18 protein-coding genes, 1 tRNA gene and 1 pseudogene are annotated in these 19,430 nt (G+C 61.2%); 10 read left to right on the forward strand and 10 right to left on the reverse strand.

Going from position 1 to position 19,430, the window contains the following annotated elements; all coding sequences use genetic code 11:
* Positions 1–41 precede the first annotated feature (41 nt).
* A complete protein-coding gene (locus CKO11_RS03290) occupies positions 42–1,307 on the forward strand; it encodes a glutamate-5-semialdehyde dehydrogenase (protein ID WP_223632851.1) in 1,266 nt (421 codons plus the stop codon).
* Between the two features lie 114 nt (positions 1,308–1,421).
* Here CKO11_RS03290 and CKO11_RS03295 read toward each other — a convergent pair whose 3' ends face one another.
* A complete protein-coding gene (locus CKO11_RS03295) occupies positions 1,422–2,474 on the reverse strand; it encodes a PotD/PotF family extracellular solute-binding protein (protein WP_223632853.1) in 1,053 nt (350 codons plus the stop codon).
* 155 nt (positions 2,475–2,629) lie between these two features.
* Here CKO11_RS03295 and CKO11_RS03300 point away from each other — a divergent pair, with 155 nt between their 5' ends.
* From CKO11_RS03300 to CKO11_RS03325, 6 genes are all read left to right on the forward strand, one after another.
* On the forward strand, positions 2,630–4,051 hold the full coding sequence (locus CKO11_RS03300) for a cryptochrome/photolyase family protein (protein WP_223632855.1): 1,422 nt from the start codon (positions 2,630–2,632) through the stop codon (positions 4,049–4,051).
* 107 nt (positions 4,052–4,158) lie between these two features.
* On the forward strand, positions 4,159–4,635 hold the full coding sequence (locus CKO11_RS03305) for a TrgA family protein (RefSeq protein ID WP_223632857.1): 477 nt from the start codon (positions 4,159–4,161) through the stop codon (positions 4,633–4,635).
* A 35-nt stretch (positions 4,636–4,670) separates the two neighbouring features.
* Positions 4,671–5,810 carry an NUDIX domain-containing protein gene (locus CKO11_RS03310; RefSeq protein WP_223632859.1) on the forward strand — a complete coding sequence of 380 codons (1,140 nt, stop codon included), beginning with the start codon at positions 4,671–4,673 and terminating at the stop codon, positions 5,808–5,810.
* Positions 5,811–5,896: 86 nt separating this feature from the next.
* Positions 5,897–6,925, forward strand: a complete 1,029-nt coding sequence (locus CKO11_RS03315; RefSeq protein ID WP_223632860.1) for a cysteine synthase A — start codon at positions 5,897–5,899, stop codon at positions 6,923–6,925.
* Positions 6,922–9,396, forward strand: coding sequence for a DUF3772 domain-containing protein (locus tag CKO11_RS03320; RefSeq protein ID WP_223632861.1), 2,475 nt, complete (start codon positions 6,922–6,924; stop codon positions 9,394–9,396). The genes CKO11_RS03315 and CKO11_RS03320 overlap by 4 nt, the downstream gene beginning before the upstream one ends.
* 89 nt (positions 9,397–9,485) lie before the next feature.
* A tRNA-Ser gene (locus CKO11_RS03325) sits at positions 9,486–9,575 on the forward strand.
* A 480-nt stretch (positions 9,576–10,055) separates the two neighbouring features.
* Here the strand turns inward: CKO11_RS03325 and CKO11_RS03330 are convergent.
* From CKO11_RS03330 to CKO11_RS03340, 3 genes are all read right to left on the reverse strand, one after another.
* Positions 10,056–10,847 carry a hypothetical protein gene (locus tag CKO11_RS03330; protein ID WP_223632863.1) on the reverse strand — a complete coding sequence of 264 codons (792 nt, stop codon included), beginning with the start codon at positions 10,845–10,847 and terminating at the stop codon, positions 10,056–10,058.
* 417 nt (positions 10,848–11,264) lie between these two features.
* Entirely contained in the window at positions 11,265–11,582 is a 318-nt protein-coding gene (locus tag CKO11_RS03335; protein WP_223632865.1) for a DUF1992 domain-containing protein, read from the reverse strand.
* On the reverse strand, positions 11,579–12,196 hold the full coding sequence (locus CKO11_RS03340; protein ID WP_223632867.1) for a TetR/AcrR family transcriptional regulator: 618 nt from the start codon (positions 12,194–12,196) through the stop codon (positions 11,579–11,581). Before CKO11_RS03340 ends, CKO11_RS03335 begins: the two co-directional genes overlap by 4 nt.
* Positions 12,197–12,775: 579 nt before the next feature.
* Between CKO11_RS03340 and CKO11_RS03345 the strand changes: the two genes are divergently transcribed.
* A complete protein-coding gene (locus tag CKO11_RS03345; RefSeq protein WP_223632869.1) occupies positions 12,776–13,267 on the forward strand; it encodes a restriction endonuclease in 492 nt (163 codons plus the stop codon).
* 110 nt (positions 13,268–13,377) lie between these two features.
* Positions 13,378–13,635, forward strand: a pseudogene (locus CKO11_RS03350) (integrase core domain-containing protein); the annotation flags it as partial.
* Positions 13,636–14,434: 799 nt separating this feature from the next.
* Here the strand turns inward: CKO11_RS03350 and CKO11_RS03355 are convergent.
* The 4 genes from CKO11_RS03355 to CKO11_RS03370 all read right to left on the reverse strand — a co-directional run bounded on the left by CKO11_RS03355 (position 14,435) and on the right by CKO11_RS03370 (position 17,990).
* Positions 14,435–15,508 carry a plasmid partitioning protein RepB C-terminal domain-containing protein gene (locus CKO11_RS03355; protein WP_223632871.1) on the reverse strand — a complete coding sequence of 358 codons (1,074 nt, stop codon included), beginning with the start codon at positions 15,506–15,508 and terminating at the stop codon, positions 14,435–14,437.
* Positions 15,505–16,398, reverse strand: coding sequence for a ParB/RepB/Spo0J family partition protein (locus tag CKO11_RS03360; protein WP_223632874.1), 894 nt, complete (start codon positions 16,396–16,398; stop codon positions 15,505–15,507). Before CKO11_RS03360 ends, CKO11_RS03355 begins: the two co-directional genes overlap by 4 nt.
* Complete coding sequence (locus CKO11_RS03365) at positions 16,392–17,396, reverse strand: recombinase family protein (protein ID WP_223632877.1); 1,005 nt, start codon at positions 17,394–17,396, stop codon at positions 16,392–16,394. The genes CKO11_RS03360 and CKO11_RS03365 overlap by 7 nt, the downstream gene beginning before the upstream one ends.
* A gap of 120 nt (positions 17,397–17,516) precedes the next feature.
* The gene (locus CKO11_RS03370) at positions 17,517–17,990 is read right to left on the reverse strand and encodes a recombinase family protein (RefSeq protein ID WP_223632880.1); all 474 of its coding nucleotides are present in this window, start codon (positions 17,988–17,990) and stop codon (positions 17,517–17,519) included.
* 104 nt (positions 17,991–18,094) lie between these two features.
* Between CKO11_RS03370 and CKO11_RS03375 the strand changes: the two genes are divergently transcribed.
* Complete coding sequence (locus CKO11_RS03375; protein ID WP_223632882.1) at positions 18,095–18,397, forward strand: helix-turn-helix domain-containing protein; 303 nt, start codon at positions 18,095–18,097, stop codon at positions 18,395–18,397.
* A 2-nt stretch (positions 18,398–18,399) separates the two neighbouring features.
* Here CKO11_RS03375 and CKO11_RS03380 read toward each other — a convergent pair whose 3' ends face one another.
* Together CKO11_RS03380 and CKO11_RS03390 are read right to left on the reverse strand one after the other, a co-directional pair.
* Positions 18,400–18,567: a hypothetical protein gene (locus tag CKO11_RS03380; RefSeq protein WP_223632885.1), complete on the reverse strand. Its 168-nt coding sequence runs from the start codon at positions 18,565–18,567 to the stop codon at positions 18,400–18,402.
* A 562-nt stretch (positions 18,568–19,129) separates the two neighbouring features.
* Complete coding sequence (locus tag CKO11_RS03390) at positions 19,130–19,408, reverse strand: SH3 domain-containing protein (protein WP_223632887.1); 279 nt, start codon at positions 19,406–19,408, stop codon at positions 19,130–19,132.
* Positions 19,409–19,430: the final 22 nt, after the last annotated feature.

Raw genomic sequence — 19,430 nt, forward strand, 5'->3', positions numbered from 1 at the left:
GGTTTGCTCGCGTATCACCGCCGCAACCGGAGGGATTGACGATGCGCGATGAGCTGGATGCGAAAAACCTGATCGAGCAAATGGGCGCGGCGGCGCGCGCGGCGGCGGCAGAATTGGCCTGTGCGAGCGCCGAGCGTAAGCACGCGGCCTTGATTGGCGCGGCCTATGAGGTGTGGGACAACCGCGACAAGATCATCGCCGCCAATGCCGAAGACCTTGCCTATGGGCAAGAAAAGGGGCTGAGCCCGGCGATGATGGACCGGCTCAAGCTCGATGAAGACCGTATTCGCGGCATCGTCGATAGCCTGCGCGCGGTGGCCGAGCAGCGCGACCCGGTGGGCGCGGTGATCGCGGAATGGGATCAACCCTCGGGGCTGCATATCCAGCGCGTGCGCACGCCGCTTGGGGTGATTGGGGTCATCTACGAATCGCGCCCCAATGTGACCGCCGATGCCGGGGCGCTGTGCCTCAAGGCGGGCAATGCGGTGATCTTGCGTGGTGGCTCGGAAAGCTTCCATTCCTCGCGCGCGATCCATGCCTGTATGGTGGCGGGGCTGAAGGCGGCGAACCTGCCCGAAGCGGCGATCCAATTGGTGCCGACGCGCGACCGCGCGGCGGTGGCCGAAATGCTACGGGCGGTGGCCTATATCGATGTGATCGTGCCGCGGGGCGGTAAGGGGCTCGTTGGCCTTGTGCAATCCGAGGCGCGGGTGCCGGTTTTTGCGCACCTTGAGGGTATCTGCCACATCTATGCCGATGGCGCCGCCGATCTGGAAAAGGCGCGCAAAGTGGTGCTGAACGCCAAGACCCGGCGCACCGGGATTTGCGGCGCGATGGAATGCCTGCTGATTGACCGCAAATTCTACGACCAACACGGCGCGGTTTTGGTCGAAGACCTGGTGAACGCAGGGGTCGAGATGCGGGTGTCTGACGATCTGGCGGGCGTGGCGGGCACGGTGCCGGCACAAGCGGATGATTTCGGGCGCGAATTTCTGGATATGATCTGCGCGGCGAAACTTGTCGATGGTGTCGATGGCGCGATTGCGCATATCCGCGAATATGGCTCCAACCACACCGACGCGATCTTGACCGAAGATGACGAAACCGCGGCGCGGTTCTTTGAACGGCTTGATAGCGCGATCTTGATGCGCAACGCCTCGACCCAATTCGCCGATGGCGGGGAGTTTGGCATGGGGGCCGAGATCGGCATCGCCACCGGCAAGCTGCATGCGCGCGGCCCGGTGGGGGCGGAACAGCTCACCTCGTTCAAATATATCGTGCGCGGCGACGGCACGGTGCGCGGGTAAGGCGGGCCTGCGCCGTTGCCCCGGCTTTGGGGGCGTAGGGTGTTCTTCCGCCGGATTGCCGTATGAGAAGGGGCGCCCTTGGGCGCCCCGGTTTTGGGTCAGGCTTGAGGCCAATCAGAACCCGGCCTTGATCTTTTCGAACTCGGCCAGTTGGCGCTCGCGCAGTTGCGGGTCATTCGGCACTTGCGGCAGGATCGGCGCATCGACCGGGCCCAGACCGGCTTCGATCTGTTCCTCCATCGGGATCGTTTCCATCGCTTTCAGGCTGGCATGGCCATAGCCGATTTCATCCAAAAGCGCGCGCGCCGAGTCCGGGCGCAGCCACGAGTTCATGAAATCATAGGCTTTTTCTTCGACGCCCGGCCCGTCTTTCAGGTTCACATAGCCGCAGATGAAGCTCGACGAGCCCTCTGCCGCTTCGCGCTGGAAGGCGACTGGGTAATCATCGGCGCGCAGGTAAGCCACGCCATCGTTCCACGACCACGAAATCAGCACCTCGCCCGAGGCCATGGTCTGCGCTTGTTCCGACGGGTCGGCCCAGTAGCTCAGCACATTCGGGTGCACCTCGCGCAGCCATGCGGCGGCGGCGTCAAATTGCGCCTCGGTCACATCGGTCCAGTCGGTCACGCCGGTGGCCAGATAGGCCAAGGCCCAGACATCGTCCGAAGAATTGGGCAGCGAGATCCGGCCCGCATATTTCGGATTGGTGAAGACCTGAAGCGAGGCAACATCCTCTTCGGGCACCTCTTCGGGGTTGTAGGCAATCGCCGTGGCGCCCCAATCGGTCGGGATGAACCACACGCCCTCATCATCCGAGAAAATGCTCGATTTCATATACTTCGGGTCGATGCTGGCGAATTCGGGGATTTTCGACACATCCCACGGCTCGATCAGACCGGCATCGCGGTATTTCGACACCATCTGCGAGCAGGGGTGGGCGACATCGGCCTTAAAGCCCGAAGCCAGCTTTTGATAGGCCTCGTCGTCATCGCCATAGAAAGAATAGCTCGGGTGATCGCCATATTTGTCGATATAGCCTTGCAAGATCCCTTCGATCTCGAACCCGGCCCAATCGAAGACCAGCAGATCATCGTCGGCGGCCCGGACGGGGGCAGAAAGCGCCGTGACCAGCGCGGCGGAGGCAAGCAGCACAGTGGTTTTCTTCATTGTCGAGGGGTTCCCTGTTGGTGTGGTTTTGGGCACGCTAGACCGCGTCAAACGCGCCGACAAGGGAAAGTTTGACCGCTGCCTTGGGCGGGGTTTGGCGGTGCGTATCCGCCTTTTTCCTTGCCGAAACGCCCCCCAGCCCCCAGTTACCGCGCATGAGTGATGCAAAACCGATCCTGTTGTGGTTGCGCCGCGATCTGCGGCTGGCAGACCATCCGATGCTGACCGCCGCTGAAACCTCGGGGCGGCCGGTGATTGCCGTTTTCCTGTGCGATGATCTGGTTGCCAGCTACGGCGCCGCGCCGCGCTGGCGGCTGGGCGCAGCCTTGGCCGATTTTCTGCCCCGGCTCGAAGCGCTTGGTTGTCCGGTGGTGATCCGGCGCGGCCCGGCGCTGCAAACGCTGCGCGATCTGGTGGCCGAGGCGGGGGCGGGCGCGGTCTGGTGGAGCCGCGATCTGGACCCGGCGGCGGTGGCGCGCGACACCGAAATCAAATCGGCGCTTAAGGCTGCGGGTATTGAGGCGCGTTCGTTCGCCGGGCAGGTGATGTTCCCACCATGGGAGGTGCAAACGGGGCAGGGCGGTCCCTACCGGGTTTACACACCGTTTTGGAAAGCGGTGCGCGGCTTGCCGGTGGCGCCGCCCTTGGCGGCTATCAAAGCACTGCGCCCGGGGCCCGCGCTGCGCGGTGACCCGCTTGACGCTTTGGGGCTGGGGCGCGATATGCGCCGGGGGGCGGCGGTGGTCGCCAAACATGCCCGCGTGGGCGAAGCCGCCGCACAGGCACGGCTTGCGCAGTTCCTTGACGGTCCGATTGCCGAGTATAAGGCGCGGCGCGATTTCATGGCCGAGGCGGCGACCTCGGAGCTGTCTGAAAACCTTGCTTGGGGGGAAATCTCGCCCGGCCAGATCTGGCATGCGGGCCAGCGCGCACTGGCCGAAGGCGCGGCCGGGGCCGAACATTTCCTCAAAGAACTCGTCTGGCGCGAATTTGCGTGGCATCTGATGTTTCATTTCCCCGACCTGCCGCACAAGAATTGGCGCGCGGAATGGGATGCCTTTCCGTGGCGCGGCGATAATGACGATGCCGAGCGGTGGCGCCGCGGCATGACGGGGGAGCCCGTGGTCGATGCCGCGATGCGCGAGCTGTATGTCACGGGGCGGATGCACAACCGCGCGCGGATGATCGCGGCGTCTTACCTGACCAAGCATCTGATGACGGATTGGCGGGTGGGGCTGAAGTGGTTCGAAGACTGTTTGATCGACCACGATCCGGCGGCCAATGCGATGGGCTGGCAATGGGTGGCGGGCTGCGGCCCCGATGCCGCGCCTTATTTCCGGGTGTTCAACCCGGCGACGCAGGCCACGAAATTCGACCCCGAGGGCGCCTATCGCCGCCGTTGGCTGGCCGAGGGCAATCGCCATGCCCCTGAAACGGCGCGTGATTTCTTTGCCGCTGTGCCCAAAAGCTGGGGGCTGGTGGCGGGCGCGCGGTTGCCCGATCCGGTTGTCGATCTGGCCGAGGGGCGCGCGCGGGCGCTTGCGGCTTACGCCGATCGGGACAAATCAGCCTCCTGAAAACGGATCGTTTACTATCCTGCCACGATTGCGTCCCGATTCACGCCACAATCGGGCGTCAACCTATCCGCTGGACAGGTCTTTTTACGGTTCGGTCGGAGTATAACATGCAGAAGGTTGTTTTACGCGATACGCAGATGAAATTACCCACGACAGCAAAGCTGTTCGGGGGGCTGGGTTTGGCGGCAACAGGGTTTTTCGGGGCGCAGTTGATGGCGCAGAATCTGCCCATTGGGGCTGCGGTGAACGGTCTGGGCGGGATTGCCGCCTCGTTCGGGCTGATCTTGGGCTGGCGGGTGATCGGGATGAGCCCGGGCAAGGGTCTCTCGAAGGCGCTGGAGCGGGGCTTGCACGCCACGATCTATCTGGTGATCTGGACCGTGCTGTTTTTGGGCCTGATGCAGGTGCTGCACCGGATGGCGATGGGCCGCTATGATGCGCCCAGCGAGGCGATGCTGGATGTGTTGGCGCAAGGCATGGCGATGGCCGATGCGATCTTGCGGCTCGACTCGATCGCGGTGCTCTTTTTCGGCGGCATGGTTTCGGCTATCTTAGCCGAATGGGCGTGGAAACGCTGGCAATAAGCCCGCGCCCCTGACCGCAGAAGGGGCGTAACGCTTTGACCGAAATTTATTTCTTCTACGGCACATTGTGTCATGAACCGCTTCTCGCGGCCGTTTTAGGCGCGCGCAAAGCGCTTGCTCCGGCGCGGCTTGATCACCACGAGGTGCGCCATGCGCTGGATGTGGATGGCACCGATCTGGGCTATCCGCTGCTGGTCGAAGGCCCCGCGGGGGCCGAGGGCGGCCTGGCCGAGATCAGCGCCGATGAGGCCGAACTGCTTGATTGGTATGAAATCGGCTACCGCAAGGAGCGGCGCCAAGTGACGGCGGCTGATGGCACCGTGCACGCGGCTTGGGTCTATATTCCCGACACGGCGCGCTGGGGGATTGGCGATCTGTGGTCGCTTGAGGCTTGGGCCGCCGAAAAAGGCGCGCTGGCCACTTTGGCCGTGGCCGAGGTGATTGCCCTGCGCGGGCAGGTGCCGATGGAACAGGCTTTGGCGCGGTATCCGATGATCCGGGTGCGCGCGGCCTCGCGGTTGCGGGCCGAACAAGATGCGCGTCCGGCCACCTTGCGCCGCGCCCCCGCGCCGGGGGACATCGAGATCGAAAGCCTGCGCACGCCCTATGCAAAGTTTTTCGCGGTGGAAGATTACCGGCTGCGCCATCGTCGGTTCAACGGCGGCATGACCGCGCCCTTGGACCGCGCAGCCTTCGTTTCGGGCGATGCGACAGTGGTTTTGCCCTATGATCCGGTGCGCGATCAGGTGCTTTTGGTGGAACAATTCCGCACCGGCCCGCTGGCGCGTGGCGATGTGAACCCGTGGTCGCTAGAGGCGGTGGCCGGGCGCGTTGATGCGGGCGAAACCCCCGAAGAGGCCGCGCGGCGCGAAGCCGGGGAAGAAGCGGGGCTTACCCTAGGGCGCTTGATTGCCGCGCCATCGCATTACCCTTCGCCCGGAGCGAAATCCGAATATCTTTATTGTTTCATTGGCTTGTGCGATTTGCCCGAAACCGCGCCCGGCTTGGGCGGGCTGGAAGCCGAGGGCGAGGATATTCGCTCGCACCGGGTGAGTTTTGCGCAGTTGATGGCGCTGATCGAAAGCGGCGAGGTGGAAAACGGCCCGCTGATCGTGCTGGCGCTTTGGCTGGAACGGATGCGCGATCCGCTGCGCGCCGATGCTTTGGGCGCGTGAGCGCGGGCATGATCCGGCGCGGGGCTTGAGGGCGGCGGGGTTGCGCCCTACTCTTGCCCCCGACCCAGTATGAGCCAAGGACGACCATGACCTTTTTCCCCGACCTTGCCGCGATGATCGGCAACACGCCGCTGATCCGTTTGCGCAAAGCCTCCGAGGCCACAGGCTGCACGATCCTTGCCAAGGCCGAATTCATGAACCCCGGACAATCGGTCAAGGATCGCGCCGCCTTGTCGATCATCCGCGATGCCGTGGCGCGCGGCGCGCTGGCCCCGCGCGGCACGATTGTCGAGGGGACCGCGGGCAATACCGGGATCGGGCTGGCGCTGGTGGGCGCGTCGATGGGCTTTCGCACGGTGATCGTGATCCCGAAGACGCAAAGCCAAGAAAAGAAGGATATGCTGCGTCTAGCCGGGGCCGAGCTGGTCGAAGTGCCCGCCGCGCCCTTTTCAAATCCCGACAATTACGTGCACTACTCGCGCCGCTTGGCCGAAAAACTTGCACAAACCGAACCAAATGGCGCGATCTGGGCCAATCAGTTCGACAATGTAGCGAACCGGCTGGCGCATCTTCAGACGACCGGCCCCGAAATCTGGGATCAGACACAGGGGGCGGTGGATGGCTTTGTGGCGGCGGTGGGGTCCGGGGGCACTTTGGCGGGCACGGCGATGGCGCTTCAACCCAAGGGCGTGAAAGTGGCGCTGGCCGATCCCGACGGCGCGGCGCTGCACAGCTATTACACCACGGGCACGCTGAAATCCGAAGGGTCTTCGATCACCGAAGGGATCGGGCAGGGGCGGATTACGGCCAATCTGGAGGGGTTCACCCCCGATATGAGCTTTCGCATTCCCGATCGTGAAGCCTTGCCGCTGGTGTTCGATCTGCTGGCCTCAGAAGGGCTTTGCGTCGGCGGTTCGTCGGGGATCAATGTCGGCGGGGCAATCCGGATGGCGCAGGAAATGGGGCCGGGCCATACCATCGTGACGATTTTGTGCGATTACGGCACCCGCTATCAATCCAAGCTCTTCAACCCCGTCTTCTTGCGCGAAAAGGGCCTTCCGGTGCCCGGTTGGCTGGACCAAGATGGCCGCGCGCTGCCCGAGGTGTTCGCATGATCCGTCTTTGGCTTCAAAGCCTTGCCTTGGTGCTTGCCTTGGCGCTGCCGCTTGCGGCGCAAGATGACAATCTACCCGACTATGCGGCCTTCGATGCGGTGGCGACACAGGCGGAGGACGCGCTGTCGGAAACGAAGATCAGCGATGCACAGCTCAATACGCTGCGCGCGGAAATGGTCAAATGGCGCACGGCCTTTTCCGAGGCCCGCGATGTCAATGCCGATCAGATCGCCACGGTGAAAAGCCAACTTGCCGCCTTGGGGCCCGCCCCAGAGGAGGGCGCCACAGAAGATGACGTGATTGGCGCGCGCCGCACCGAATTGACCGAGCAACTGGCCAAGCTGCAAGCCCCCGGCATCACCGCGACCGAGGCGGAAAGCCGCGCCGACAGCATGATCCGCGCGATCGACAAAAGGGTGCGCGAACGGCAGGCCGACAAGCTGTTGCGGCTTTCACCCTCGGCGGCGAACCCGGTCAACTGGACCGATGCCGCCTCTTTGCTGCGCTGGATGGGGGCCTGGATCTATGACGAAACCCGTTGGCGTTTCACCCAGCCGGTCAACTATGCCGAGTTGCGCAACAATGCGCCGGTGATCCTTGGTCTTGTGGTGATGGCGCTGCTGCTTTTGGCGCGCGGGCGGCGCTGGATGATGCGCCTGACCGATTGGATGCTAAGCAAAACCGCGATGCGCGGGCGCAATATCGTTGTGGCGCTGGTCTCGCTTGGGCAGGTGATCTTGCCCACGCTGGGCGCGATCTTGTTGACCGTGGCGCTGGGGCAGACCTCTCTGTTCGGGCCGATCTTGACCGAGCTTTTGAATCTGGCACCGACGCTCGTCTTCACCGTGCTTATGGCGTGGTGGTTGGGGATGCGGATTTTCCCGGCGCGCCCAGAGGTCGAAAGTGCGCTTAATCTGGGCGAAGAGGGCCGGGCAGAGGGGCGCATTCATGCGTTGTCGCTGGGGCTTGCCTTGGCGGCGCATCAACTGGTGATGTTTTGGATCACGCCGCGCGCCGAAGATTATTTGGGCGGGGCGGGCAATGTCGCCTCCGACAAGGCGCAGGCGGTGGCAGAGCGCGCGGATGCGGCGCTGTCTGTGCTTCAGGCGCCTTTGCATATCTTTGCCGCCGTGGGTCTTTTTCGGATGGCGCAATTGCTGCGCCGACAGGCGCGTGGGACCACGGACGAAGATGCCAACGCCTTTCGCCGCAAGCTTTTTGGTTGGCTGGGCACCGGGCTTATATTGATTGCGCTGGCCGCCCCCGTGCTGGGCGTTGTCGGCTATGTCAGCGCTGCCGATGCGCTGATCTGGCCCGCGGTGCTGACGCTGGGGCTGTTTGCCGCCGTGGCGATAGTGCAGAACTTCTTGGCCGAACTTTACGTGACCGTGGCGCGTGGCGAAGAGGTGCGCCGCGACTCGTTGATCCCCATTCTGGGCGGTTTTTTGGTGGCGCTCGCCGCGCTGCCGGTCTTGGCGTTGATCTGGGGGGCGCGGGTCGAGGATCTGATCGAGCTTTGGACCTCGTTTAAGAATGGCATCTCGGTTGGCGGGGTGCGGATTTCGCCCACCTCTTTCATCACCTTTGCGGTTGTCTTTGGCATCGGTTACGCGGTCACCCGCGCCTTTCAGGGCGCGTTGAAAACAACGATCTTGCCCAAGACCAATATCGACAAGGGCGGGCAGAATGCGATCACCTCGGGCATCGGTTATGTCGGGCTGTTTCTGGCGGCGCTGATGGCCATTTCCACCGCCGGGATCGATCTCAGTTCCCTGGCCATTGTCGCTGGTGCCTTGTCGGTCGGGATCGGTTTCGGTCTTCAGACCATCGTGCAAAACTTCGTTTCAGGCATCATCTTGCTGATCGAGCGGCCCATTTCCGAGGGCGACTGGATCGAGGTCGGCGGCCAGCACGGGATCGTCAAGAATATCTCGGTGCGCTCCACCGTGGTGGAGACTTTCGACCGGACCGATGTGATCGTGCCGAATGCCGATTTCATTTCTGGCACGGTGACGAACTGGACCCGCGGCAACAAGATGGGACGGCTGATCTTGCCGGTGGGGGTGGCCTATGGCACCGATACCCGTCTGGTCGAAAAGATTTTGACAGATATCGCACAGGCGCATCCGCTGGTGATGATGAGCCCCGCGCCCTATGCGCTGTTTCGCGGGTTCGGGGCCGACAGTCTGGATTTTGAAATTCGCGCGATTCTGTCGGATGTGAATTTCATTCTCAATGTGAAGTCGGAGATGAACCACCAGATCGCCGCGCGCTTTGCCGAACACGGGATCGAGATTCCCTTCGCGCAGCGCGATATCTGGATCAGAAACCCCGAAACGCTTGTCGCGCAACCGGCCAAGGCCGCGCCCGCAGCCTCGCCATCCGTCTCTGCCCCGTCGTCCCCCGCGCCGCTGGGCCCAGCGGCGGGGCTTCCCGGCAATGAGGGCGCAGGGGATGGCGATGGTCGCTAAGGCGGCCTGCCTTCGGAACAGCCGGGCAATCGCGAAAAGGGGCGCAAATTCCCTTGCGAGCGCCCGCCTTTGCCGCTAAACCCGCCCGCGGACGGGTGGCCGAGTGGTCGAAGGCGCACGCCTGGAAAGTGTGTAGGCGGGGAACCGTCTCGAGGGTTCGAATCCCTTCCCGTCCGCCACTTGCCCTCGCGAAAGCGTTCTCTCGATCCGGCCGCGGCCGGATTTTTCTTTTGTTTTTAAGGGTTATGCGGGAGGGGCTGAGCACTGGCCCTCGCGCCAGGAGGCCCGGAAGCGGTCTCTCAGGGCCGATATTCTCTGGACCTGATGACTGCGCCGTTAAGGTGAATTTCTTGCAAGTAATGGAAAGTGTGAAACTTTTTGAGAGCGTCCGCTAAGCAGTTCGACGTGGGTGGGATCAGAAAAATATTATGAGCATTCCCGTCATCAGCCGCATCATTCGAGGCAGAAACAAGCGCGAACGGGGTGTTGGTATTTTTGTTGGGATCAGTAATCGCATCCAGCGGATTTGCCAGTAAAATATAGTCAAAACTGAGGATGTGGCGGAGGGGATGGGCCTGAGATCCAACCTTCTCCAGTCTAAGCCCTTGTTTTATATAACAATTTAAGATTGCTAGTACGCAGCGTCAGAATACCTGCACTCAGTTCCGCTTTTCCATGGGCAATGATCCTCCGAGGTCGATGCTTTCGACCCGGTCAAGCCAGCGATGCAAGAGCGCCCACGGGACTGCACGTCGCTTCTCCTCTGCCGCAAGCGCGTCTGACAGCTCCCCGATGAAACGGCTTGGGCCGACGAACTTCGAAGCGACGGAAAGGGGGAGATCGTTTGCCGTCTCGATACCCTTGGCCAAGTCCCGGATAGATTCAATCGACAGATCGAACGCAAAGATGTCCCCGGAAACCGCGGTTGGACTCGGAGAGAAGTTGCGGTCAGGAGCTGACCTTCGAAAAACTGCAGCAAGCAGAGCATTCAGTGTCTGCCCGCCCCAAGTCAAAAGCGTTCCCCCGTTCAATTGCCAACGAGCCGGGTCATACCCATTGAGACGTGCCAGCGCCCATATGATACTATGGCTCGTTGGCAGAGCAGGCCCAGTAGCCTTGATCTTCGCAAGCGGATGAGACCTTTTGGCGTTATCTCCGAGGTAAGCCGACCCATCGCCTCCCGCCAGCAGCCGTCGCATTGCACCAGCGTGGAACAGAGCGCCGCCTGTGGTAGCTGCGTCCGCGTCTCGGAATGCTGTGTCGCCGGTTCGAATATCGACGACGGAGCTGCTTACCCCGCCGGCAATGACTGTATGGATCCGACCCGCATCTCCCTCATCGATCAGGCGATCAGACGGCACGAGGGCCCCGCGCAAATCGACAAGACAGCCCGTCGACAGCATGTCATGCACGACCCGAGTGTGCTCGTCTGTTCCGGCCTCGGCAGCCAAATGCTTCTCCGTTAGGGAGCGGTCCTCACGAGTTGCGCGCCAGGCAAGGTTAACCTCGCCGCCGTGAACGAGCATGGCTTTAGGCGTTGGACCTTACGGCAAGCTGACGGGAAGCAGGGCGGCGCTTCAGGTCTAGGTCATCCTGAGCCGCGACAAAAAGGATATCCGAAACGAATCGACAGCCCCTCAGAAAGGAGATCGACATGCAGACTGTAATCGCCACAAAGCGCGCACCGTCGTGTGAGGTCATCATCGTCAAACAAACGGATATGCCCTCTATCACCTGTCATCTGGCGTGGTGTGACGCGCCTTGGTCCTCGGGACGCACAGATTGCCCGGCGTGCATGGGGCGCTCCTAAGGCGCGGTTCACGCTGATGCCCCTTGCTGCGCCGCCGCGTGATCGGTTCGAACCCAAACTAACGATAAAAGCGACGTCGTGCTTCTTGTTCAATGTCGAGCCGCAACTGCAGATCAGCAAGTTTCTTCATCGCTTGCTTGCGCCCCTCCTCATCAGCAGGGGCGGCGGCCAGAATGCGGGTCTGTTCCTCCACTGCTTTGCGTAACTGGATTTCACGCGGCAAGGCCCCGGCCTCGGCCATAATACGAAAACCAATGGCATCTGCGCTGCCATCACCAGCCATGTTCAGAGGCTTCCCGGCGCCTTTGAGGTCGTCGAGTTGCCCCTCGGCCTGTGCTTTCAGGATTTGGCGTTCGGCCATATCGGAAAATTTCATCGTAATTCCCCTTCGTTGATCTGCGTTGCCAGAAAGCCACGCTCAATCTCATCGAAAACCGGCCAGAACATCGCCAGTCCATCAGGTCCGCGAGGACCAAAAGCCGTTAGCGCGCCGGTGATGGCCAGTGCCGCCGGCTGCGGCACCAGATCGGCACGGAACACGCCCTGCGCCCGCCCGATGGCAAGAACCTCGACATAACGCTGACACCAGCCCTGCGCGAAGGTGTCGAGCATATCGGTCAGTTCCGGTTCGGTTGCTGCGATCTGCCGAAGCTGGGTATGGCAGGCCACCAGTTCCGGGCGATCGCGCAGGCTATCATGGTAAGCCTGTGCTTCCGCGCGAAGCTGCGCACGGGCAGGCCTTGAAGGATCTGGGGTGGGTGGCAGCAGCGCAAGGAAGCTATCTCGCGTGGCCTCTGCCACAAGTGCAATCATGGCAGCTTTGGTAGGCACATGGAAATGTAGCGTGGAAATGTTGATACCGACACGCGCAGCGACATCGCGGGTGCGGAGCGCAGCATATCCCCTTTCCAAGATAAGCGTCTGCGCTGCCTCAGCTATCATAGCCCGGCGTTGGCCTTTGCGCAGATAGAATTGTTTCTGGTCTCGCATGAATCAATCATATGATTGATTCATGGTTTTGCCAATGACAGCTTCATCTGCATCAGAGACATTCGGCACGGGATTTTGCTGCGCCGTGCCATGGACGGCCGCGTCGGGGAAGCCGCTTGCGGTATGTGCATCACCCCGAACAGCTGCAGATGGCCGTGTTCCGCGCGACTTGGGTGTTGACTGTGTGACCTGTGTTACCCGTTAGAATCCTACAGCAAAGCCCGACGCTTCAAGGTGGAAAACATGCCCGAAGGGAAAGGCAGCGAAGCGGGATCGACGGCTGCGGATGACGCGCTTGTTGCGTTTTTTGCGCGCGACAAGCAGGTGCCAGAATTTCGATGCCCGAGCGCCGATTTTCGTTTGGCGGCCCTAACGGCGCTTTAGGCCTTCGGACCAAGGGCAAGATCAAACGAAATCGCGGCTAGGGCCATCGAAACTCCAAGCACCGTCAGTGTTTTAACGTTCCGGTTGGATTGAGTGCTTCTGCCTCAGCACGATGCGACTGCGGTGGCGTGCGGGCAATTCCTGTTACGCAGCGCCAGCCCACGGCCCATTTTAGCGGCAAGTTTCGAGGGTTTCATGAGCAACGACGACATTAAAAGCCTCGGCAGCTTCGTTTGGTCCATCGCAGAACTGCTGCGCTGTGATTTCAAGCAATCGGAAAACGGCAAGGTCATCCTGCCCTTCGTGGTGCTCCACCGCCTCGATTGCATCCTTGAGGGAACCAAACAAGCCGTGCTCGATATGGCGGCCTCGCTGCCTGCCGATATGGATGACGACGCGGTCTACATTCAGGCGAAGCGTGACGAGCCGAGCTACAAGGTGGGCCGCCCCGATCTTCAGCGCTTTGTCGGCTCGCTGACAGGCGAAGGCGCGACTAAAGGGGTTTTTGTAACTACCTCCGATTTCTCGCGCGATGCAGTGCTTTACGTCGAGAAGGTGCAACACCGCATCCGGCTCATCAATGGACAGCAACTCGCGGGTCTGATGATCCAGTATGGTGTCGGCGTGCGGGCCCGGAGCACCTACACGATCAACTCGGTCGATGAGGACTATTTTGCAGAGGGGTGAGGTGAAGCGGCGAGCGAGGGAAGGCGTCAGAGGTGGCAATCTGTGACAAGTGCGGCGGCGAGATCGAGTTTCGCTATGTCGGGCGTGCTTCGGCCGCTTCACATCGGCGGTGGGCCTATGCCAACGAGGTCACGCTGGACTTCTCACGACCTGGAAAACCGACGGACAACGGTTTCATCGAGGCGTTCAACAGCAAGCTCCGGTCTGAATGCCTGAACGCCCACTGGTTCATGAGCCTTGCCAATGCCCGCGAAAAGCTGGAAGATTGGCGTAGACACTACAACGAAGAACGACCCCACAGCGCGATCGGATACAACGTCCCGATTGCCATGCATTATCCCGATGGCATCACCAGCCCGTCATCGTGAGACAGCCGGGAAAATCCAGCTTCCGGCGGTCCAGAGTTGGGGAGCCGAGCACTGCTATATTGATCCGAACGCCTACTGCCCGGTCTGTGGGGCGCGGGTGTATTTCTACCAAAGCCGTCACGGTGGACGGGTCTTGTCCGATGATGTTGGCTGGCCGTGGCCTAAGCATGGATGCATATACGACGATCAGCGCTCGGTCAGGTGACCTGCCACGGGATTTTTCCTCCAGCGTCGATGAGAGTCCGACCCAACCTGCTGTGCCTAGAAACTCTGGACCTCCCGAGGCTGGAGTTTTCGGGCCAACCGACGAAGAAACGGTCTAACATACGAGGGGAGGCGGGTATCGGGGTGGAGCGACCCGCGACCATACCTCAGCCAGGATCCTGTCCAGTCGCGCCTCGTCTTTCTTGAGGGCCGCGCGAGGTTGAAGCGGGTCCTGGCCGTCCTGACGGCTTCCAAGAAGTCCTGAGCGCCTTGGTGGCCCGCGCCTTCCTGCGTGACACCGTAATCGTCGGCTGAAGGGAGGGTCAGTGCGGTTCCGCGTACCCCTTCCGAAGGGAAGGTGCGCGCGCCATTGACTGCAACGGTATTGCGGCAAGATTGCCGCGTCGCGTTATCCGGATGTGATCCCCTTCCGGTGCGATTGTGCGGGCGGACCGGGCGAGGGGATCAGCCAGGAAACCGCAAAATGCGCGCCGTTGTATTTTGGTCAATGAATTGGGCCTTCGCGGTCATTCCAGCGCACAAGGTGTCGTCACCACCATGAGCCGCAACCATGTTTGCGCAAGCCATTCAGAAGTCACTCGCGGGTTCGCCGCCATCCCCGCCGCCGCGCTTGATCCGGCCCACAGTCCTGCGTCTGCTGCGGTCCTCGCGCTTGATCTGGGTCTGGGTCCCCGTTCTCAGATAGTTTCAGAATCCGCTCGTCTTCCGCCTCGTCTGGCCCTTCGGAAAACGGCTCCGGGCGGGACAGCGCCGCCACGATTCGACCAAACTCGCCGAGAATGTCGCCGTGGTTCTTTTCGAGATAGCGTTTGATCCGTTCATTCGTGAGCAGGCGTTCGACGTAACGGCCCGCGACCACAAGACGTAGATGATCGGGGCCAAGTGTCCCCTCGACCAGCTTGATGTTCTTCTGCAGGCTGGCCATCTCGGTCTTCATCCGCTCAGCTTGCGCGCGCGTGATACCAGGTGCTTCCGCCCGCGGCGCCGGTTCGACAAGGTCGTCGGCATCGGTCGCGGCCAAGATCGCCGCGCTATAGGCCACCGTGTAATTGTTCGCTGCGATCATCAGTTCGGCCGCCTGTATCTGCCGCAACGGCTTCATCTTGCGCAGGGACTTGAAACTGTTGACGGGGCAATGCTTGTCCTTCAGGAGTTCAGCAGCTTCGGGGCAGATGCCGTTCAGCAATGTCCGCTTTCGCCGGATCAACGCCACATCCACATTCAGAGCAGCAGCGATACGGGCCTCTGGCACACCACGCTCAATGGCCCGCAAGATCATCTTGTGTTCCTGAATTGTCGCGAGACGGCTGATGCGCTTGTTGTAGGTGAAGGACTCGTCGTCGGTGGCGACCAGGCAGGTGACGGTTTCCTCGCCCATCTCCTTCAAGACATGCAGGCGCACATGACCATCGAGCAGGATGAACCTGCCGTCTTGACCAGGAGCGCGCGCAACCACGAGCGGTTCGATCAAGCCGGCTTCGCGGATCGATGCAGCGATCTGCGCATACTTCTGGCTCTTGGGAACCGTGGTCGGCAGTTGCTTCACCGGCAGGATGGTGGCGATCGGGATCTGACGCAGGGTCGGCTCAAATCCTGGCCCCCGCAATGGGGCGTCATGGGGCGGGGGCGTTTTACCCATATGTGTCATGCCCGAGGTTCCTTGAGACCGTCGACGACCATGCCCGGCAGAGACCCCAACCCCTCAGCACGGAGCAAAGTGAGGAAATTCTCATCCTTGAGCAGGGACTGGAACGCTGCGTCGAGGAACAGCAGGTTGCCGCGCGTCGACTGCGCCCTGTGGATCATGTCCCGCTGGCGTTCTGCCTCGATACGATAGGCCCGGACCAACGCCGCCGATGTCATCCGCACGCCAGATCGTTTCGCGCTCGTGGCACCTTTTTTCTTGCCGTGCCGCTGGCGCAGGTCCACCAGCCGCCTTGCTTCCAGCAGCTTCTTGCCTCGCAATTCACCCGAGGCATAGGCTGCCTCCAGCGCTTTTTGCACATCTTTCTCTCCCGCCCTCGTGATATAAAGTGCAACACTGAGGGGCATCTGGCCGGTCTCCACCGCGATCAGGAGTCGTTCCTCGCCGCCCGCGATCAACTCGCCGATTTCGTGAACGTACGACCATGACAATCCGGTTTTCTCGGCGATGTCGTGGTCCGAGTATCCTCGGTCCCGCAGGATGGCGATATCCTGCAGCAACTCGAGCGGACGTTGCTGACGACGGGCGATATTCTCGATCACGCTACGCAGAAGTCGTTCGACCTCGTTCGCGTCCACGACGATGGCCGGGATGTGGGTTTCGCCAAGTGCAACATAGGCCTCCATCCGCCCCTGACCGCAGACCAGCCGATAGGCATCCCCTGACGCCGTGTCATCCTGCGCGACGGTGATCGGCTTCTTCAGCCCGACCTTGCCAATACTGTCCACCAGCGCGCGAAAGGTCTTTTCAGATCGTTCGCGCGGATTTTCCACGGTGATGGCCGCAATGGGGACAATCTGAACCTCGGCGTGGGGCTCGATATTGCTCACCATGGTGTCACCTCGGAAACGGAAACGCGCCGGGCCATGTCGAAGAAAAAGTCCAACGTTTCAAAACGGAAAGCGTCCAGCATTAGGCCATTCTCCTCTGCAAGCCCCAGAGGTTTGCTCCGCATCTCGAATTGGGGCAGCAGGTAGTAATCGAGCGCGTCAGTGTTCGTGCGGTTCATCCTGATGGCGATGGTGATGTCGGGCGCGAGGCCGGTGTCGAAGCGGATCTTCCAGCGCAAGCCGCCTGAGGAGGTTTCGCGACAGCGGGCGACGACGATGGATGCCGTGAATTCGCCGTTGATGGTCAGCAGGTCCGTCGCAGGGTTCCTGATCACGGCACCGCCAAGCCGGGTGATTTCGTGAATGACGCGCTCAATCTCGTCGCCGTGCAATTGCCGCAACACGCGGTTGGCTTCGATGTAACGATAGTCGCGATCCGGGGTGAACCCGACAAGGGAATAGGCCCTGAGCAGGCTGCCGAAGCGATGGGCATAGGCACCGCTGGACGGCATCCCATCTGTCTCATTGATCACCAGCCCGGAAATGTAGCCATGACGCTGGAAGAGCCGGGTAAGGCGCTCCAGCATCTCCTCATCCGAGAAGCGACGATTGCGCGCCGCGATGATGGCCCGCGCCTTTTGAAACTGCTTTGGCTCGACGATGGCCTCGAAGGCGCCGTCCGAACGGATCCACATCTCCGGGCCGTTGGCGACCCGCTTTCGCTTCAGCTTGAATGAGCGCCGGTTGTAGACGTTGTTGCCGATGTATTTCTCATTGGTCAGGATTTGATGGACGGTCGCGCGGGTCCAGGCCCACCCGAGATCGGTGAGGAGGCCGCGTTCATTCAATTCTTTCGCAATTTCGGTTTCTGACAGGCCCTTCTTCAAAAACTGGCTGTAGATCCAGCGCACCGTCCGGACCTCTTCGTCTGGTCCGGGAATCAAGACGACGCGATCAGTCTGAAGGCTTTTGTGCTCACCGCGCTTCAGTTCGGTTTTCACTTCGCCCCGCTCATTGAGCAGGGCGCGACGCAACCCGAAGCCCGCTGGCCCGCCCTGACGATAGCCGAGCTCAATCAGACGGCATTGGCCCGCGAAGACCTTTACTGAAAGCTCGCGGCTTTATTCGCCCGCCATTGCCCGCTTGACGCTTTTGACGATGGTGGAGGTCGGAGAACCATCGTTCTCGAATTGCTCGGCGCAATAGGCGACCTGCATTCCGGCCTTTCGGCAGCGATATTCGTAATAGGCAGATTCGTCGGTGTCCTGAAAACGTCCCCAGCGGGTGACGTCATAGACCAGAATCACGCTGAACTTTGCCTCGCCGGATTCAACATCGGCAATCATCTGCTGCAATGCCATCCTACCGCCGATGATCAGGCCGCTTTTTGCATCATCCGAATAGGTTTTGACGATCTTGATGCCGCGGCGTTCGGCGTAGTCGCGGATCGTCTGCGCTTGGTTCTGGGTTGAGTATTGTTGATGCTCGGTCGACATCCGAACGTATTCCGCAGCCAGCAACTGCTCGGACCGCTCGGTTTCTCCTCCGGATAATGGTGCTTTTCCTCGAGCCACGCCCGCCTCCCAAGAAATCATGTGGGCTGCTTCGAGCTGATGGCCCTCTAGCGCAGGCCCAAGTGCAAATACGAACTGCCGCTTTTCATGTCCTTCCCAGAATATTATCGAAGGAGGACGCAGAGATGCGGACCAAGACGGGCACATTTGTGCCGAAAACGGGCACAAATGTGCACCTTGAAGCGGATGTCGCTGACTATCGGACCGCCATTGCCGCGGCACTTCGGGACGAACTCGGCCTGACGCATCGAGCAGTCAAGACGGCGATGCGGTGGACGGGCGCCAGCGAGCGGACCGTGAAGTACTGGATCGCTGGCGAGCGTGGGCCCAGCGGTGAGCATCTGATCGCACTGGCCAGGCACTCGGATGTCGTGTTCCAGATGGTGCTTCTGCTGGCCGATCGGCACGACGACGCGAATGCCGAATAAGGTCAAGCCGCCACAGTGGCGGCGGGGAAGCCAAATCGGTCCACCGCCGCCAGACTTGATGTGTGGTGTTTCTTGGTTACGTTGAATAGACGTGCGACCGATGCGGCGAGGTTCAGGCTGATCGCTACATCACTGGGGTGTTCGAAGCGTTCGAACGGATCGAGGCCCATGGTGTCGCCTCAAAGCCGATCCCGGCAGAGTGCGGCGTCGAAGGGGGCTTCTTCCGGTACGAATACCACCTCGTCTATTGGTGCCGACTGTCTGACGGCGATATCGGTATCGTCGCGATTGTGCATGAGCGCATGCCTCAGATCGACAGGTTCGAGGAAGATTTTTGCGACTGAATTAGCCGCCGCTTACGCCCATGATGCTTGCATGATCCATCGGCGGTTTTTGCTGGTGGAGAAGGTTGGCAGTCAGGCCCAACCCCTTCGCCACGTGTACATTGCAAACCCGAAAACAGGTCCCTCGTGGGGCCTTTCTTTATGGAGCAAAGCGGTTTCAGGAATTTTTTGGCCTTAGGAAACCGTCCAAGCATATAGCGATAAATGCGTCTGGTGTCGCCATGGTGCCCCGCAAGCCAGTATTGCTTGGGCGGGGGATGATCGGCCAATTCCCTGCCGCCGCAAGGCTGCCGCCGCTTGCCTTCGCCAAGCTTCATGCCGCCATCCACGCGTCTGACCACTTCGGCATTGGAGGCGGGCGTGTCGTGTCGGCGAGGGACAGGCTAGGTCAACGATGCGCGAGATAATCCGCCGAAACATATCCCGAGACACTGGGTTTGTCGGTGAGGAAGACCCTGCACCAGACCTTGCCATTGGTCGTCACGCAGGTCTGGCGAGTGAGGCGCGTCCCATCGGGCAGGCCGATGATAATCTGATGGTCGAGGCCGGGGCCTTCGCGCAGCTTGAGCAGGTCATCTGGTCCGGCCCCTTTGACCACGGCACCAGAACCGGCCGCGCATCCGGTCACAATCATAAGGGCAAAAAGGGCAGCAAAATGGGTCTGCATGGTCAGTCCTGACTTGTTTCGC

This window comes from Rhodobacter sp. TJ_12 (assembly GCF_020023995.1).
In the GTDB taxonomy this organism is placed as follows: domain Bacteria; phylum Pseudomonadota; class Alphaproteobacteria; order Rhodobacterales; family Rhodobacteraceae; genus Rhodobacter.